The following is a 17,913-nucleotide window of genomic DNA, read 5'->3' as shown; positions in this document are numbered from 1 at the left end:
CGTGGTTAGATTTTGTGGGTTGCGAGGTAATCACGATCGAGAATAATGCCATGGCCCGGCCGTTCGCTCGGCACGTAGTAGCCGTCCACCTCTTCGCCCGCTTCGGCGATGATGCGCAGATCTTTCCAGCGCCCGCCGTCGGTCATCTCGGCGTATGAGATATTCGGCACCGTCGCCAGCAGGCTGGCGCTGAGTTCCATGACAAAATGCGGCGTCATCGGCAGGTTGTGCGCGCGGGCGACGGCGGCGATATCCAGATAGCCGGTGATCCCGCCGACGCGGCCGAGATCTGCCTGGATGTAATCCGCGCTGCCGCTCTCGATGTACTGCGTAAACTGATTTAAGTTATAGACGTTTTCTCCCAGCGCGATGGGCGTGGCGCTGCGTTCGCGCAGCCGCAGGTGGCCGGCGATATCGTCGGAGGGCAGTGGCTCCTCAATCCACAGCAGGTTAAGCGGTTCGAACAGCTTGAACGCGCGCAGCGCCTGCGGGAAGTTCCAGCCCTGGTTGGCGTCCACCGCCAGCGGGAAGCCCGGCACTGCTTCCTGAATCTTACGCAGCCGCTCCACGTCCTCTTCCAGCGTCGGTTTGCCCACTTTTACTTTCGCCGCCAGATAGCCGGTGCTTTTCCAGCGCTTGACCTGGTCGATCACTTCCTCAATGGACAGATGCAGGTTGATGCCGCTGCCGTACAGCGGAACGCGATCGCGTACGCGGCCAAGAATGTCGATGATCGGCGCGTTGAGGGTTTTGCCTAACAGATCCCAGTAGGCGATATCCAGTGCCGCCAGGGCATGGGTAGTGACGCCCGCGCCGCCGACGTCGTGTACGTGTTTATACGAGCGATGCCACAGGCCGCGCGGGGAGAGCGGCTGGCCAATAACGTCAGGGATAATCTCGGCAATCAGCGCAGAGATGGTTTTCCCGCACCAGCCGGAAGTGTGGCTAAAGCCGGTGCCGACGTGGCCGTTAGAACCGTAGACGTCAACAATCGCCACTTCGATATCGGTGACGTGGTGAATTTGATCTCCCCACGGGCCTTCCGGCAGCGGAACGCGGGCGGTCATCAGTTCGATATTTTCAATCACGGGCATTTTTGTGCTGTTCATCTGATTCCTTCCTTTATGGGTTCAGCGGGGGCCGCCTCTGCGGCCCGGGCGGTTAATGTTTGGAGGCCGGGGATTCATGCCCCTCCAGGGCGATTGCCGGGCTGGCGTCATGTTCTCGATCGTTTTCGTCGCCCACCGCATGGCCGAATACTTCCGGTAGCAGGAAAATGGAGGCGAGGAAGGCGCAGAACGGCGCGATAGCGATAATCATCGAGGCGACGGGTACGCCGACCGCTTCAAACAGGGCCGGGAAGACCAGGGTGGTAACGAAGGCGGTGACCTTGACGATGGTGTAGCCGATGCCGGAAGCCACGCCGCGATAGCGCGGTTTTGCCACCAGCGAGATCACCGTCATGCCGCTTTCGGAATCCCAGTAGTGGCCCCACAGCATCAGCGCCGCGCCGAAGATGATAAATGCGAAGCTGCTGCTGTAGACGCCCCACGCCGAAATTGAGATGCCGATGGTGACCAGCAGGAAGCCGTATTTGCTCAGCCCCTTATGCCCGAGCTTCGGCAACAGCAGCGGGCCGACAAACGCCGAGAGCGCGGCGATACAGTTCACCGCCAGCAGGGCGAGGTTATTCTGGATCTGCCCGGAAATCCCGATGGTGACGAGGATCAGCGGCAGGAAGAAGGAGAAGGCGTAGTTTTCAAACGACTGCACGGCGCAGGAGAACCAGCCGAACAGGGTGGTGCGGCGGGTAAAGGGACGGCGGAACAGATCGTGCAGCGTCTCTTTGAGCGTCGGGTCGGCGATGGTGACGTTTTCATTGGGCAGAATGTCGTCCAGTAGACGGCCATCCTGTTCGCCGTAATAGTCACGGGAGGCTTTTTTCGCTTCGATAAAGCGGCCGCGTTCGACGAACCACGCCGGCGTCTCCGGCAGCTCCCGACGCATAAACAGCAGCAGGCAGGCCGGGATCGCCGGGACCGACAGCACGATGCGCCAGATCATATCCGGGTGAACATCAAGCGCCACCAGCGTGGTGACCAGCAGAATGGCGGCGATAATCCCCAGCGCGAACATAAACTGCCAGCGGTTGGCCATCACTTCGCGCTTGCCCTTCGGCATCACCTCCATAATGTAGGTAAAGCCGTTAGCCACGTCCGCGCCCACCGGGATCCCGGCGAGGCAGCGAATAATCGCCAGCCAGTACATATTGGGCGCCAGGCCCTGAAGAACGGCGAAGATCGCGAACAGGATCATCGACCAGAGGAAAATTTTACGCCGTCCGAGCTTATCGGTCAGCCAGCCGCCGAGCAGCGCGCCGACCACCGCGCCAAGCTGGGTGCCGGCGGCGGTAAAACCGAGCAGCCAGCTGCTGGGCTCATAAATATCTTTCAGGGCGAATAAAATAAACGCCATGGAATAAATATCCCATGACTCAATTAATAATGCGGTGATCATTAGCCATCCCGCTTTGGTGCAGCCGGGGGCCTCCTGCTGATCGAGCCGTTTCTTTGCCTTCTGGATAATAAATTCAATATGTTGCTGCTGATACATATAATCCTCTCTTATCCGGGCAGGCGGAGGGCCCGCCCGGACAGATGCGCGTTGATCCGCTCTTTATGGACGATAAAGAGACGAATGCAGCGGATGTTTGTCAGGATCGCTAACAACGTAAAAATTACATAAGCGAATCAGTTGTTATTTCATTAATAAATGCGCATCGCCTGCGATAAAGACTTTCATATTTTGCGTCAGCGCCTGGGCAATAAAGGCGTTCAGCACTTCGGATAACACCTCCTCTTCTACATAAGCCAGACTGAGATGGTTGCTCTGATGGCCCGCCATTAAATCGTCGCGCGAAACCCCGTCGAGAACGGCGTTGAGTAACGGCCACTCGTAGTTGGTTGCCCGGCGGCGGCGTTCGAATTCGTCATGCGGCAGTTCGACGGCGGTGCCGGTGCCGATATGCAGGATCACCTGAGTGCCTTCGTAGTGCGCGCGCGCCCAGATAAAGCGTCCGGCTTTGCCCTGACCGGCAATGGTCGAGCCGCCGTAGGGGAAGAACATCGCCGGCTGGCGATAGCCGGTGGTCCCGGCGATCCCGCCCTTCAGATGGGCGAACGGCACCGCGCCGGAGATCTCCAGATCCCAGTAGAACGTGCCGTTGTATTCGCTACCCCAGCGGATATCGTGAAGGGTGGTTTCACTCGCCATGCCCAGCGCACCGAGCAGCTTCGCCAGCATCACCTGCGGGATGGCGCTGCCCATATCCACCTCGTTGATGCAGGTGATCGGCGCGTCCGGACAGACGATCTCGCCATTTTCATCCGGGATCGGAAAGCGTTCCGCGTTGCCGATGGCGCCTTCGGCAAAATCCGAGGCGGCGCAGCTGTCTTTGAGCCCCTGCTGATACTGCACGCCTACCGCCGTCAGGCCGAAGCGCTTCACGAAGCGCGCCATGGCGATCATCATCGCGCACTGTTCCAGCACCTGCTCCCGGGTCAGATCCTTCGCCCCGTTGGCGCCGAACCGGAAGCGCATGCCGCGGGTCTCATACCAGTCGAGACAGGCTTCGCGCAGGGCGGTCGGCACTTTGTTCATTTCAACCAGCAGCGCCGATTGCGACAGCGACTCCACCGGCATCCCTACGTCGATCATCGCTTTTTGCGGGAACACGCCGTTGATCATCCCCATACAGAAAGTATCGAACAGGCCGACAATGGCCTTGTGTTTGAGGATCGACTGCCCAACCTTCACGCCGATCTGTCCGGCTTCGCTGGCCAGCAGCGGCGCGCTGGGCGCGACCGGATGCAGATAGCCGAGCTTATGGCTGAGATGGCCGTCGCGCAGCCAGGTGTCCAGGCCGCGAATAAACGCCTCGTCGGCGAAGGTTTCCGACCACAGCCGCGAGTAGTTGCGCTCCAGGCTGGTGAGGCAGCCTGCCATACAGAGCATGCCGACGAGGCCCGGCCAGGTGCCGTCAAAATTGGCGAGCAGCAAAATAGGGCCGCGATGATGTACCAGCGAAGGAGCAAGATGATGGGAGTATTGCCAGGCGGTAAGCAGGACAATAATCGGCGCATCCGGATCGATCCCGGCGAACAGCTCGCTGCCCTCTTTCTGGCTGCTGATAAACCCGTGACCGCGCCGCTCGTTGACCGGATGGGCGCGGCGCAGGCTATAGCCTAATGTTTCCAGCGCCGTTTCCAGGCGCTGTTCAAACTGCTTCTGCGTGGGCCAGCAGGTGACGTTAGCCGGTTCGCGGAGATCCGCATTGGTCACCATCAACACTTCGCCTGGCTGCGGGGTAATAAGTTCGGCTTCCGCGGGTAACGTTAAATTCAGCATGTGAATTTCTCCTGTAGGGGATAGGTCGCTTAGTTATCGTTGAGCGTGCTGCGCCGGGGTAAGCGCGGCATCAATCGCTTTATTGCTGGCTAATTTCTTTGGCTAACTCGAATTAGCAAGTTAGGTAAAAAAAAAGACAGGAACAAACTCTTTACCGGGGATTTGTGATGGCTATCAATGTGAAATTATTAACTTATTAATATTTAACTCTTTATTTTAAACGGGAGGTCAGGTGACCGGGAACGCTTGCTGAGGCGGCATCTAGGCGGGCAGAAAAGCGGGCGGGAAGCACAGCGGGGATGGTAAATCAGCTTTTAATATTTAATTAATTGAATTTAATTAATTATTTCGTTATGTCTTGAGCGATATGTCTCGCGGCGCTGGCGCGGGTGTTAAAATTTAACCGATCCTGGTCACACTCTTTTAGCATTTACGTTGTGAATCTCTGTCTCTTGTTATAATTAGCTAATTCGAGTTAGCTTGCCGGCGATTTTCCCACGCCAACGATGTGTTAGCCAGGCGCTGCCCGACTTAACAATAATGATTCAGGACAGAGGATTTAATGATGACTATGCTTACCTCGCCCGCCATGACCCCTGCAAAAAATGAACAAACATCGCAACAAACCCATGAAAGAAGAAAGCTGCTCACCGTGCTGGGCTCCGGTCTCTCCGGCACAACGATTGAGTTCTATGACTTTTTTATCTACGGCACCGCCGCCGCGCTGGTGTTTCCGTCGCTGTTTTTTCCTAACCTCTCGCCGCTGATGGCGCTGCTGGTATCTTTCCTGACGCTGTCGATTACCTTCGTCAGCCGGCCCATCGGGGCCATCGTATTTGGCCACTATGGCGATAAGATCGGCCGCAAAAAATCGCTGGTTCTGTCGCTGATGATTATGGGGATTTCGACCTTTTTCATAGGATTAATCCCCAGCTACGACACCATAGGTAACGCCGCGCCGTTGATACTTATCTTTTTGCGCCTCTGCCAGGGCTTTGCCATTGGCGGCGAATGGGGCGGGGCGACGACGCTGATCACCGAGTATGCGCCGCGCCATCGCCGGGGCTTTTTCGGCACCTTTGTTCAGTTGGGCAACGTGCTTGGCTTGTTTATCGCCACCGGCGTTTTTGCGCTGGTGGTGATGCTGCCGGAGGAGGACCTGATGTCATGGGGCTGGCGCGTGCCTTTCCTGTTAAGCATCGCGCTGCTGTTCGTCGGGATGTTTATCCGCTCAAGGATCGAAGAGACGCCGGTGTTTCAGGAGAATCAGAAACAGCAGCAGAACGCGCCGAAAGCGGCGGAGCAGAAGTTTCCTATTCTCACCGTGCTCAAACATCACCGTAAAGCGGTATTCCTGGCGATGGGTATGCGCATGGGGGAGATTGTTCTGGGCTGGCTGACGGTGGCATTCTTTATGTCCTACGTGACCCGGGAACTCAACTTTACTCGCGAAACGGCGCTGAACGGGCTGCTGCTGGCCAGTTTTGTCGGCATTTTTACCTTTCCGTTCTTCGGCTGGCTTTCCGATAAAATTGGCCGCCGACCGGTCTATCTGGCCGGCGCCGCTATCACGCTGATCTTTGCCTTCCCGCTGTTCTGGATGATCGACTCCGGCTCGGTGAAGATGTTTATGTTCGCCACCACCTTCTGCTATTCCGTGGGGCTGGGCATGATGTTCAGCGTCCAGCCGGCCTTCTTTTCGGAGCTTTTTGACACCAGCGTGCGCTATACCGGCGTGTCGCTCGGCTTCCAGCTGGCGAATATCGTCGGCGGCTTAACGCCGATGATCGGTACCTTGCTGCTGGTGTGGTCCGGCGGCGCATCGTGGCCCATCTCGCTGTTTCTCGCCTGCATGGCGCTGATTACCATCCTGTGCGTCTGTGTGACGCGGGAAAGCTATAACGATGAGCTTAATGAGGTGAAGAAGTAGCCGGGGAGGGTTGCCCCGCCATGACCGGCGGGGCGGGCGTATCAGAACAGATTAAATTTATATTCGATAATCACTTCCGAAGAGAGCGAATTGGCCCGGCTGTAATGGCCGTCGGTGAGCACCGGCGTTTTGCCATTCATCTTATAGGACCAGCCCGGTCCGAACATCGCCCAGACGGTGAGATTTTTCAGTCTTGGGTGCGTCGGTACCCAGCGGCTGAAGGCGTTAATTTCCCCGGTACGGACGTGGTTGCCGCGGTAGTTAAACTGGGCGATGTTGCCGGCGAGACCGATCGCCAGCTCCGGCGTCAGGTTATAGTCCGACATATTAGAGAGAACCAGTTCACCGTCGCGCATATAGTCGTTGCCGGCATAGGCCATTGAGATAAAGGTTCCGCGCGAGTTTTTACTCATATGGCGCGGGTAGAAGCCCACTTCATTGGCCTTGTTCGCGTCGGTATAGCCCAGACCCCACTTGGTGCTCCAGTTGTCCGCCTGCCACTTCACATCCATGGCGATGTGCCAGGCGTCGTCGTCAAAGTCACGCTTATTCGCCGGCATCGCTTTATACTCGTCCAGCGCGTGAGTGGCGTAGACCTGAGTTCCGATGTTCAGCGCTTTTATCGGCTTAATATTGGTGAACAGAATATGGCGGCGCAGATAGTTGTCGCTTTCACCATAGCCGTACTGCATGTTCAGGTGCTCGCTTTGCCACAGAATATCGCCGCTGGCGATATGGTTAATATACTGCCCGCTGTTGGTCTGGAAGCGTTTCTTATCCGGCGAGTTACGATCCATCGCGCTTTCGATGTACGCGCCGCGCAGCGTGAAGGGGCCGTAGTTCACCGCGCCGGTCCAGCCCAAATAGGTGGTCGGGGAGAGGCGGGTCGAGTTGGAGATGACGCCAAAGTTTTTCATCGTCTGCCAGCCCCAGCGGGCGTTCAGTTGAGTGTCCGCCAGGCGATACTGCAGCTTGATGTTGCGTTGACCGAATTTGGAAAAGCCCTCAGCGTTGCTCTTTTTATTCCCGCTGCCGTTGTTATACAGCACGCCGCGGGAGTTAAAGTAATCGCTGGCGCCGAGCTTTACCGCGCCGTAGTAAGTGGCATCAAAGCCAATAATATCGGCAAAATAGCCGGACTGATAATCGACGGCGACGCCCTGACCCCAGGCATTATGGACTTTCTTTGGCTCGGTCTCTTCTTCCTTAAGATATTTCCAGTAGTTTTTAAACGACAAATTCATATGGGACTGGCTGAATAACGGATCGTCGAGCACGGTATCGATATTATCGCGCTCCTTCAGACTGTTAGTGGCCGAAGCTGACCAGGCGCTGGCGGGAATAGCCAGCAGCATAATGGCGACTGTTGTAGTATTCATTTTCATAATAAACCCCAGAGTAGGGACACAGCGATCCAGGCGAGGTGTTTTCGCCTGAAGTCTGCCGTAATAAATAATTAAGCGTGGGTATTATTTTTTATCGAGAGCCTGTTTTCCGGCTTCAACATATTTCATGGTGCCAATTTCTGGAACGGTATATTTGCCGTCTTTATAAACAATTTTCACCACCGCGGCATTGGCAAGCGGTTTGTTTTTCGCGTTATCGTCGGTTAAATCGGAAATCATAATCTGCATTGCGGTACCGGATGAAATCGCCAGCACGTTTTTATCGCCCCGGGCCTGCGCGTTTTCAACGATAGTGTGCAGCGCTGCCTGGGTACGGGTTTTTATCTGCTGATAGTTTTCCGCCATGCCTTTGGGATCGGCTGCTGCCAGCGCATTCTGGTTGGTATCGACGGCCAGGGTGCCCGCTTTCATCTGGCTGAACAGCGCTGCGCCATCTTTAAGCCCCAGCTGTTTAGCGCCGGCATCGGCCATATCTTTGTTATAGCCGCCTTCAAAACCGCCGAAGAAGGCTTCTCGCAGGCCGCTTAGCTCGGTAAGTTTGTAATCACTTACTCCGGCTTGCTTAAGGATCACCTGCATGGTTTCACGCTGACGTCCGGCATCGCTGGAATAGAAGCTATCAAACGGAATACCTTTAAGCCCCTCGCCGAGATAACGAGCGACGCGAATGCCGTCTTCGGTAAGCGGGGAGTCCACCCAACCCTGCACGCGGTCAAACGTATTCAGCAGCGTTTTGCCATGACGAGCGAAATAGATATTCACGCCATCATCGTTTTTAACTTCCGCCGCAGAGCAGGTTGCCGCGCCTGCCGCCATCATTAATGCTATTAGCCACTTCTTCATATAACGCTCCACCTGAATGGTCTTTTTATAAGCAAAAAAAAACCTACGTCAGATATTCGACGCGAAGCATAAATAAGGTTATGTTCGCTCGAACTCGATGACGTAGGTTTCGCCTGTTCTAAACAGTAACAATCCAACAAGGGCGACGTTAGCACTAATTATGCAAAAAGACATCCTCTATTTATTATTAATGTCAATAAATGTGATCGTCTTCATGCAGGTAATTTTGCTGATTGAGTTGTATCTTAAGTTTAATTTTCAGATTAATTGGTATTTTTTGGCTTAAATAATTATTGAGGATTGATCTCCGTCACAAAATAATGATGTCTGCTCTGGACTCTGCCGCGCACTGGCGTTATTTTCGCTGCACTCTGGGATTGTTACTGACCACAGGCAAAACCTAAGACCCCTGTCCGCCAATGAGGCGTGCGGCAGGAGTCTTAGGTTTTTTTTTGCGCCGAAGAAATACCTCTGCTACCCAACAAGGAGTGATGATGAGAACGAAAATCCTGACTGCCGCCATTCTGGCGTTATCTGCCGCTGGCGTACAGGCTGCTGAAAAACCGTTGAAAATACTGCTGGTTAACGACGATGGCTGCCAGTCTGTGGGAACCACATCGCTGCAGGAAAAACTGGCGGCCAAAGGATATGACGTCTGGATGGTGGCGCCGGCAACGAATCAGAGCGGGATCGGGTCGGCAATTACCTTTAAGACGGGTAAAGTTTTTGATGTCAAAAAAGCCGCTGATAAACGCTACTGCTTCCCCGGAACCCCTGCCGATGCGCTGGATTTTGGCCTGTGGGGCGTCCTGAAAGACGCGCCGCCGGATCTGGTGATTTCGGGCGTCAACGATGGTCCCAATACCAGTATGGCGCAGGTTAACTCCGGTACCGTGAGCGCCGCGGCTCGCGCCATTCGCTATGGCTTCCCGGCGATTGCCGCCAGTATTGGCTACCGATTCACGGAAGAAGAGATGAAGAACAAATGGCCGAGCACGCATAAGTACTGGCCTGACTCGGTGGATTACGTCGTTTCGCTGGTCGATAAACTTAACGCCGCGCATAAACCGGGAAGCCCGATTTTGCCGCAAGGGTCCGGTTTGAGCATCAACTATCCGCCGCTGCCGTCGGCTGAAATTAAGGGCGTTCATTATATTGAGAATGAACAGTTCCCCGCGCCACAGATTGGTTATGAACTGCTGGCGGACGGCACCGCAAAACAGACGATGAATCCGGAAGCGATAAAACCGGCGGAAGGGGATAATGACTCGGGCTGGCTGAACAAGGGGTATATTACTTACACCCTGTTTGATGGCTCATGGAACGCGCCGCAGTTCCAGGCGCAGTATGAGACGCTGCTCGGAAAATAATGCCGTAGTGATATAAAAGAAGAAGGCGCTATTCGCGCCTTCTTTATATGAACCGATGATGAAGCGCTATTCGTCGAAGAACCAATAGCCCTGGTTAATCAAACGGGTCAGCTCGGCGATAAAGGCCGGATTGCGCAGCGCGCGCTCGCCTAGCTCATCCTTACCCAGCAGGGTATAGCGGCACAGCGCATCCAGAGCCGCAGGTTCGGTTGGCTCCAACTGTTCACTATTGACAAAAAAGTCATCGCCGATGTGCAGTACCCGCAGGCCGCTCAGGCGAGTCAGCATTTCGCCTCCCTCCAGCGCGTCGACAATCTCTTCTTCTGCATAAGGCGGTTCAGCTGGCGCAATATCCAGCTCGTGGCGCGGCGTGGTAGCAAATCGTCCAAACCACTGACGGAAATCTTCCGGCTGGCTAATCATCTCGATCATCATGCCGCGCAGACGTTCCAGTTCATACTCTTCAACCCGGCCCGGATGTTCGCGGCAGGTTAAATCTGGATCGCTGTAGTGCTCGCCGCCGAGATCGTTTTCCAGCGCGTAATCGGCAAAGCTGCTGATCAAATCGCGGCCGTTTGGCCCGCGGAAGCCGACGGAGTAGTTCAGCGCCGTTTCGTGAGTGATTCCGTCGTGCGGGAATCCCGGCGGAATGTACAGAATATCGCCAGGCTCCAGATCCTCATCAATAATCGGCGGGAACGGGTCGACGTGCAGCAGCGCCGGATGCGGGCAGAACTGACGCATCGGCAGCTTATCGCCCACGCGCCAGCGGCGGCTACCCATGCCCTGAATAATAAAGACATCATACTGGTCGATGTGCGGGCCCACGCCGCCGCCCGGTACGGAAAAGGAGATCATCAGGTCATCTAAACGCCAGTCCGGCAGTACGCGGAAAGGGCGCACCAGCTCAGCGGCGGGCATATGCCAGTGGTTTACCGCCTGAGCCAATAGCGACCAGCCGGTTTCGCCCAGACCATCAAAATGTTCAAACGGGCCGTTGCTGGCCTGCCATTGACCGTTCTTGAGGCTCACCAGTCGACTATCGACCTCCGGTTCCATGGCCAGCCCGGCCAGTTCATCCGGGGTAATCGGATCGACGAAATTCGCGAAAGCCTTCTTTAATACCACCGGCTGCTTTTGCCAGTACTTTTCTAAAAACTCCGGCCAGTTAATGTTGAGTTGATAAGCCATAGGTTCATACCAATAAGAAGAAACGGGCCTGATTATAGAAATAGGCACCCTTATGCCGCTTTGTCATGGGTCAAGGCTGGTGCTTAATTCATCATTTGACGTAACGGCATGCGATAGAGGGGCGATCGACTGGCGGATATCGTTGATTTTCGCAAAAGTTCGTTTTTGGCTGAAATGCCCTACAGGCAGCATGACGTCTGGGTTTTCTCGATTTTGAGTAACGGGCGCGGGGTGCGAAAAGTTTAAATTATGAGCGTTTGATAAGTTTTTTGTATTTTAAGGGTTGCTATATCCCGGGAGCTCCCTATAATGCGCTCCCACTGACACGGCAGATGTGAATCACTTCACAAACAACCCGGTCGGTTGAAGAGAAAAAATCCTGAAATAACGGGTTGACTCTGAAAGAGGAAAGCGTAATATACGCCACCTCGCAACGGTGAGCGAAAGCCGCGTTGCACTGCTCTTTAACAATTTATCAGACAATCTGTGTGGGCACTCAAAGTGACATGGATTCTTAACGTCGCAAGACGAAAAATGAATACCAAGTCTCTGAGTGAACATACGTAATTCATTACGAAGTTTAATTCACGAGCATCAAACTTAAATTGAAGAGTTTGATCATGGCTCAGATTGAACGCTGGCGGCAGGCCTAACACATGCAAGTCGAACGGTAGCACAGAGAGCTTGCTCTCGGGTGACGAGTGGCGGACGGGTGAGTAATGTCTGGGAAACTGCCTGATGGAGGGGGATAACTACTGGAAACGGTAGCTAATACCGCATAACGTCGCAAGACCAAAGAGGGGGACCTTCGGGCCTCTTGCCATCAGATGTGCCCAGATGGGATTAGCTAGTAGGTGGGGTAACGGCTCACCTAGGCGACGATCCCTAGCTGGTCTGAGAGGATGACCAGCCACACTGGAACTGAGACACGGTCCAGACTCCTACGGGAGGCAGCAGTGGGGAATATTGCACAATGGGCGCAAGCCTGATGCAGCCATGCCGCGTGTATGAAGAAGGCCTTCGGGTTGTAAAGTACTTTCAGCGGGGAGGAAGGCGATAAGGTTAATAACCTTGTCGATTGACGTTACCCGCAGAAGAAGCACCGGCTAACTCCGTGCCAGCAGCCGCGGTAATACGGAGGGTGCAAGCGTTAATCGGAATTACTGGGCGTAAAGCGCACGCAGGCGGTCTGTCAAGTCGGATGTGAAATCCCCGGGCTCAACCTGGGAACTGCATTCGAAACTGGCAGGCTGGAGTCTTGTAGAGGGGGGTAGAATTCCAGGTGTAGCGGTGAAATGCGTAGAGATCTGGAGGAATACCGGTGGCGAAGGCGGCCCCCTGGACAAAGACTGACGCTCAGGTGCGAAAGCGTGGGGAGCAAACAGGATTAGATACCCTGGTAGTCCACGCTGTAAACGATGTCGACTTGGAGGTTGTTCCCTTGAGGAGTGGCTTCCGGAGCTAACGCGTTAAGTCGACCGCCTGGGGAGTACGGCCGCAAGGTTAAAACTCAAATGAATTGACGGGGGCCCGCACAAGCGGTGGAGCATGTGGTTTAATTCGATGCAACGCGAAGAACCTTACCTACTCTTGACATCCAGAGAACTTAGCAGAGATGCTTTGGTGCCTTCGGGAACTCTGAGACAGGTGCTGCATGGCTGTCGTCAGCTCGTGTTGTGAAATGTTGGGTTAAGTCCCGCAACGAGCGCAACCCTTATCCTTTGTTGCCAGCGATTCGGTCGGGAACTCAAAGGAGACTGCCAGTGATAAACTGGAGGAAGGTGGGGATGACGTCAAGTCATCATGGCCCTTACGAGTAGGGCTACACACGTGCTACAATGGCATATACAAAGAGAAGCGACCTCGCGAGAGCAAGCGGACCTCATAAAGTATGTCGTAGTCCGGATTGGAGTCTGCAACTCGACTCCATGAAGTCGGAATCGCTAGTAATCGTGGATCAGAATGCCACGGTGAATACGTTCCCGGGCCTTGTACACACCGCCCGTCACACCATGGGAGTGGGTTGCAAAAGAAGTAGGTAGCTTAACCTTCGGGAGGGCGCTTACCACTTTGTGATTCATGACTGGGGTGAAGTCGTAACAAGGTAACCGTAGGGGAACCTGCGGTTGGATCACCTCCTTACCTGAAAGAACCTGCCTTTGTAGTGTCCACACAGATTGTCTGATGAAAAGTAAATAGCAAGGCGTCTTGCGATTGAGACTTCAGTGTCCCCTTCGTCTAGAGGCCCAGGACACCGCCCTTTCACGGCGGTAACAGGGGTTCGAATCCCCTAGGGGACGCCACTTGCTGGTTCGTGAGTGAAAGTCACCTGCCTTAATATCTCAAAACTCATCTTCGGGTGACGTTTGAGATATTTGCTCTTTAAAAATCTGGATCAAGCTGAAAATTGAAACGACACACAGTTAATGTGTGTTCGAGTCTCTCAAATTTTCGCGACACGACGATGTTTTACGAAACATCTTCGGGTTGTGAGGTTAAGCGACTAAGCGTACACGGTGGATGCCCTGGCAGTCAGAGGCGATGAAGGACGTGCTAATCTGCGAAAAGCGTCGGTAAGGTGATATGAACCGTTATAGCCGGCGATGTCCGAATGGGGAAACCCAGTGCAATTCGTTGCACTATCGTTTGATGAATACATAGTCAAACGAGGCGAACCGGGGGAACTGAAACATCTAAGTACCCCGAGGAAAAGAAATCAACCGAGATTCCCCCAGTAGCGGCGAGCGAACGGGGAGCAGCCCGGAGTCTGAATCAGCTTGTGTGTTAGTGGAAGCGTCTGGAAAGTCGCAGGGTACAGGGTGATACTCCCGTACACTAAAACGCACAGGCTGTGAACTCGAAGAGTAGGGCGGGACACGTGGTATCCTGTCTGAATATGGGGGGACCATCCTCCAAGGCTAAATACTCCTGACTGACCGATAGTGAACCAGTACCGTGAGGGAAAGGCGAAAAGAACCCCGGCGAGGGGAGTGAAAAAGAACCTGAAACCGTGTACGTACAAGCAGTAGGAGCCTCTTTATGGGGTGACTGCGTACCTTTTGTATAATGGGTCAGCGACTTATATTCTGTAGCAAGGTTAACCGTATAGGGGAGCCGCAGGGAAACCGAGTCTTAACTGGGCGTTAAGTTGCAGGGTATAGACCCGAAACCCGGTGATCTAGCCATGGGCAGGTTGAAGGTTGGGTAACACTAACTGGAGGACCGAACCGACTAATGTTGAAAAATTAGCGGATGACTTGTGGCTGGGGGTGAAAGGCCAATCAAACCGGGAGATAGCTGGTTCTCCCCGAAAGCTATTTAGGTAGCGCCTCGTGAACTCATCTTCGGGGGTAGAGCACTGTTTCGGCTAGGGGGTCATCCCGACTTACCAACCCGATGCAAACTACGAATACCGAAGAATGTTATCACGGGAGACACACGGCGGGTGCTAACGTCCGTCGTGAAGAGGGAAACAACCCAGACCGCCAGCTAAGGTCCCAAAGTCATGGTTAAGTGGGAAACGATGTGGGAAGGCCCAGACAGCCAGGATGTTGGCTTAGAAGCAGCCATCATTTAAAGAAAGCGTAATAGCTCACTGGTCGAGTCGGCCTGCGCGGAAGATGTAACGGGGCTAAACCATGCACCGAAGCTGCGGCAGCGACACTATGTGTTGTTGGGTAGGGGAGCGTTCTGTAAGCCGTTGAAGGTGGCCTGTGAGGGTTGCTGGAGGTATCAGAAGTGCGAATGCTGACATAAGTAACGATAATGCGGGTGAAAAACCCGCACGCCGGAAGACCAAGGGTTCCTGTCCAACGTTAATCGGGGCAGGGTGAGTCGACCCCTAAGGCGAGGCCGAAAGGCGTAGTCGATGGGAAACAGGTTAATATTCCTGTACTCGGTGTTACTGCGAAGGGGGGACGGAGAAGGCTATGTTGGCCGGGCGACGGTTGTCCCGGTTTAAGCATGTAGGCGGATGTTCCAGGTAAATCCGGAACGTTATTAACGCTGAGGTGTGATGACGAGGCACTACGGTGCTGAAGTGACAAATGCCCTGCTTCCAGGAAAAGCCTCTAAGCATCAGGTAACATCAAATCGTACCCCAAACCGACACAGGTGGTCAGGTAGAGAATACCAAGGCGCTTGAGAGAACTCGGGTGAAGGAACTAGGCAAAATGGTGCCGTAACTTCGGGAGAAGGCACGCTGATATGTAGGTGAAGTGGTTTACCCATGGAGCTGAAATCAGTCGAAGATACCAGCTGGCTGCAACTGTTTATTAAAAACACAGCACTGTGCAAACACGAAAGTGGACGTATACGGTGTGACGCCTGCCCGGTGCCGGAAGGTTAATTGATGGGGTTATCCGTAAGGAGAAGCTCTTGATCGAAGCCCCGGTAAACGGCGGCCGTAACTATAACGGTCCTAAGGTAGCGAAATTCCTTGTCGGGTAAGTTCCGACCTGCACGAATGGCGTAATGATGGCCAGGCTGTCTCCACCCGAGACTCAGTGAAATTGAACTCGCTGTGAAGATGCAGTGTACCCGCGGCAAGACGGAAAGACCCCGTGAACCTTTACTATAGCTTGACACTGAACACTGGTCCTTGATGTGTAGGATAGGTGGGAGGCTTTGAAGTGTGGACGCCAGTCTGCATGGAGCCATCCTTGAAATACCACCCTTTAATGGCTGGTGTTCTAACGTGGGCCCCTAATCGGGGTTGCGGACAGTGTCTGGTGGGTAGTTTGACTGGGGCGGTCTCCTCCTAAAGAGTAACGGAGGAGCACGAAGGTCAGCTAATCCTGGTCGGACATCAGGAGGTTAGTGCAATGGCATAAGCTGGCTTGACTGCGAGCGTGACGGCGCGAGCAGGTGCGAAAGCAGGTCATAGTGATCCGGTGGTTCTGAATGGAAGGGCCATCGCTCAACGGATAAAAGGTACTCCGGGGATAACAGGCTGATACCGCCCAAGAGTTCATATCGACGGCGGTGTTTGGCACCTCGATGTCGGCTCATCACATCCTGGGGCTGAAGTAGGTCCCAAGGGTATGGCTGTTCGCCATTTAAAGTGGTACGCGAGCTGGGTTTAGAACGTCGTGAGACAGTTCGGTCCCTATCTGCCGTGGGCGCTGGAGAATTGAGGGGGGCTGCTCCTAGTACGAGAGGACCGGAGTGGACGCATCACTGGTGTTCGGGTTGTCATGCCAATGGCATTGCCCGGTAGCTAAATGCGGAAGAGATAAGTGCTGAAAGCATCTAAGCACGAAACTTGCCCCGAGATGAGTTCTCCCTGACTCCTTGAGAGTCCTGAAGGAACGTTGAAGACGACGACGTTGATAGGCCGGGTGTGTAAGCGCAGCGATGCGTTGAGCTAACCGGTACTAATGAACCGTGAGGCTTAACCTTACAACGCCGAAGATGTTTTGGCGGATTTGAGAGAAGATTTTCAGCCTGATACAGATAACAGAATTTGCCTGGCGGCACTAGCGCGGTGGTCCCACCTGACCCCATGCCGAACTCAGAAGTGAAACGCCGTAGCGCCGATGGTAGTGTGGGGTCTCCCCATGTGAGAGTAGGGAACTGCCAGGCATCAATTAAGTGAAGAGCCCATCCTGACGGATGGGCTTTTTGCGTTTTTGTGGTCTGAGAAATTACGGCAAAGTGCTATCACGTTACCGACAGCGCTGATGTATTCCAGCCTGAAGCTGGTCATACGCCCTCCCTCCGGTTAAAGCGTGGCTAAGGTATAAAAATGACGCAGCGGGCTGTTTATTTAGTTTACCTTATGGGACGATTTCGGCCGTTTCAGCAGCTGATATACAGCAATACCTAACATTACCGAACGCATCAGCCGAACGGCTATTGTGATGGGGTATCCGCCGTATTAAAACAGCATTGATTGATATCCCATTGAAAATAAAGTGGTTTTCATTTTTTGTCTGGACTCGCAACGAGAACGATGAATATTGAGGCGAGCCGTCAGGGGAAATGATTATCAGCAGCGATGACGAAAAAAATAGTGCTCTTTCAACCCTTTTTTATTGAGAAATAGCCTGCAAGGAATTTATTTTCTGAATAAAATAACTTTATGAAGGCGGTTTTTATATTGATATGTGTTTTATATGAAAATAAAAATATATATAAATTCGTTTCTTAATATTTAATATGAATTATATTAAGAATATTTCCAGCTTAATTATTAAGTTACTCTAATGTAATCAGGTTAACAAATAGATACGAAACCTCCTCATCATGCCGGGCAGCAGGTATAACCGCTGGACTTTTTCTGCGAAATGACTTAGTGTCCTTAACACTTTGTTAACTCGATCTGGTTTAAGTTAATTCAAATTTGCTAAAAACATAGAGTGCATTGCCTGTATGGAAGCTAACCCGGTAACGTCCTTCGACGGATAATGCATGTTACCGGCTGGCAATATGAGAATATAAATGAAAATTCTGATTAACTGGCCTCCTCTGCGCCAACTAATAAATTATATCCGGGAGCGTTTTACCTTTCTGGTCTTGCTCTGCTGGCCAGCGATCATCTGGCTGGTTTGTCGGGCGCTTGTCTGGTTAACAGATGGACTGATGGTTCTGCTGGGAAAGCCTATCGATCACTCCTTTACCGTGTATCTTCAGCCACTTATGACGCTAAGCGCGCTACTGAGAATTTCCGTCAGCTGGGTGCTGCTGCTGTTTATCCTGTTCAGCATGGCGATGGGGTTCACCTGGGCTTTGCGGCGCTTTATGAATCGAAATAAATAACGCCGAT

At 53.5% G+C, this 17,913-nt stretch carries 9 protein-coding genes, 1 tRNA gene and 3 rRNA genes; 7 read left to right on the top strand and 6 right to left on the bottom strand.

What is annotated here, in order from left to right; genetic code table 11:
- Positions 1–5: 5 nt before the first annotated feature.
- The 3 genes from ACE3MN_RS23595 to ACE3MN_RS23585 form a co-directional block, all read right to left on the bottom strand.
- On the bottom strand, positions 6–1,109 hold the full coding sequence (locus ACE3MN_RS23595; RefSeq protein ID WP_004108723.1) for a mandelate racemase/muconate lactonizing enzyme family protein: 1,104 nt from the start codon (positions 1,107–1,109) through the stop codon (positions 6–8).
- Positions 1,110–1,161: 52 nt separating this feature from the next.
- Entirely contained in the window at positions 1,162–2,613 is a 1,452-nt protein-coding gene (locus ACE3MN_RS23590; RefSeq protein WP_131930825.1) for an MFS transporter, read from the bottom strand.
- A gap of 144 nt (positions 2,614–2,757) precedes the next feature.
- Positions 2,758–4,407 (bottom strand): signal transduction protein, encoded by a 1,650-nt coding sequence (locus tag ACE3MN_RS23585; protein ID WP_375364189.1) that lies wholly within the window; start codon positions 4,405–4,407, stop codon positions 2,758–2,760.
- Positions 4,408–4,972: 565 nt separating this feature from the next.
- Here ACE3MN_RS23585 and ACE3MN_RS23580 point away from each other — a divergent pair.
- Positions 4,973–6,337: an MFS transporter gene (locus ACE3MN_RS23580; protein ID WP_024360460.1), complete on the top strand. Its 1,365-nt coding sequence runs from the start codon at positions 4,973–4,975 to the stop codon at positions 6,335–6,337.
- Between the two features lie 41 nt (positions 6,338–6,378).
- Here the strand turns inward: ACE3MN_RS23580 and ACE3MN_RS23575 are convergent, their stop codons facing one another.
- Both ACE3MN_RS23575 and ACE3MN_RS23570 read right to left on the bottom strand, forming a co-directional pair.
- Complete coding sequence (locus tag ACE3MN_RS23575) at positions 6,379–7,722, bottom strand: OprD family outer membrane porin (protein ID WP_049100001.1); 1,344 nt, start codon at positions 7,720–7,722, stop codon at positions 6,379–6,381.
- A gap of 84 nt (positions 7,723–7,806) precedes the next feature.
- Positions 7,807–8,586, bottom strand: a complete 780-nt coding sequence (locus ACE3MN_RS23570; RefSeq protein ID WP_049089859.1) for a histidine phosphatase family protein — start codon at positions 8,584–8,586, stop codon at positions 7,807–7,809.
- A gap of 494 nt (positions 8,587–9,080) precedes the next feature.
- Here ACE3MN_RS23570 and surE point away from each other — a divergent pair, with 494 nt between their 5' ends.
- Positions 9,081–9,956 (top strand): 5'/3'-nucleotidase SurE, encoded by an 876-nt coding sequence (gene surE, locus ACE3MN_RS23565; RefSeq protein WP_155552691.1) that lies wholly within the window; start codon positions 9,081–9,083, stop codon positions 9,954–9,956.
- Between the two features lie 66 nt (positions 9,957–10,022).
- Here the strand turns inward: surE and ACE3MN_RS23560 are convergent, their stop codons facing one another.
- Positions 10,023–11,147, bottom strand: a complete 1,125-nt coding sequence (locus tag ACE3MN_RS23560; RefSeq protein ID WP_004133465.1) for a cupin domain-containing protein — start codon at positions 11,145–11,147, stop codon at positions 10,023–10,025.
- Positions 11,148–11,749: 602 nt separating this feature from the next.
- Between ACE3MN_RS23560 and ACE3MN_RS23555 the strand changes: the two genes are divergently transcribed.
- The 5 genes from ACE3MN_RS23555 to ACE3MN_RS23535 all read left to right on the top strand — a co-directional run bounded on the left by ACE3MN_RS23555 (position 11,750) and on the right by ACE3MN_RS23535 (position 17,906).
- Positions 11,750–13,289: ribosomal RNA gene (locus ACE3MN_RS23555) — 16S ribosomal RNA — on the top strand.
- Between the two features lie 85 nt (positions 13,290–13,374).
- Positions 13,375–13,450, top strand: a tRNA-Glu gene (locus ACE3MN_RS23550).
- A 190-nt stretch (positions 13,451–13,640) separates the two neighbouring features.
- Positions 13,641–16,547: ribosomal RNA gene (locus tag ACE3MN_RS23545) — 23S ribosomal RNA — on the top strand.
- Positions 16,548–16,614: 67 nt separating this feature from the next.
- Positions 16,615–16,730 (top strand): 5S ribosomal RNA (gene rrf, locus ACE3MN_RS23540).
- The 16S, 23S and 5S rRNA genes sit together here with 1 tRNA gene alongside, the layout of an rRNA operon.
- A gap of 858 nt (positions 16,731–17,588) precedes the next feature.
- Positions 17,589–17,906 carry a hypothetical protein gene (locus tag ACE3MN_RS23535; protein WP_004133081.1) on the top strand — a complete coding sequence of 106 codons (318 nt, stop codon included), beginning with the start codon at positions 17,589–17,591 and terminating at the stop codon, positions 17,904–17,906.
- The last annotated feature ends 7 nt before the right edge of the window (positions 17,907–17,913 follow it).

The organism is Klebsiella grimontii (assembly GCF_042137965.1).
Taxonomy (GTDB): Bacteria; Pseudomonadota; Gammaproteobacteria; order Enterobacterales; family Enterobacteriaceae; genus Klebsiella; species Klebsiella grimontii.
The sequence above is the reverse complement of the archived record's forward strand: the minus strand, read 5'-3'. Positions and strand labels throughout refer to the sequence as shown.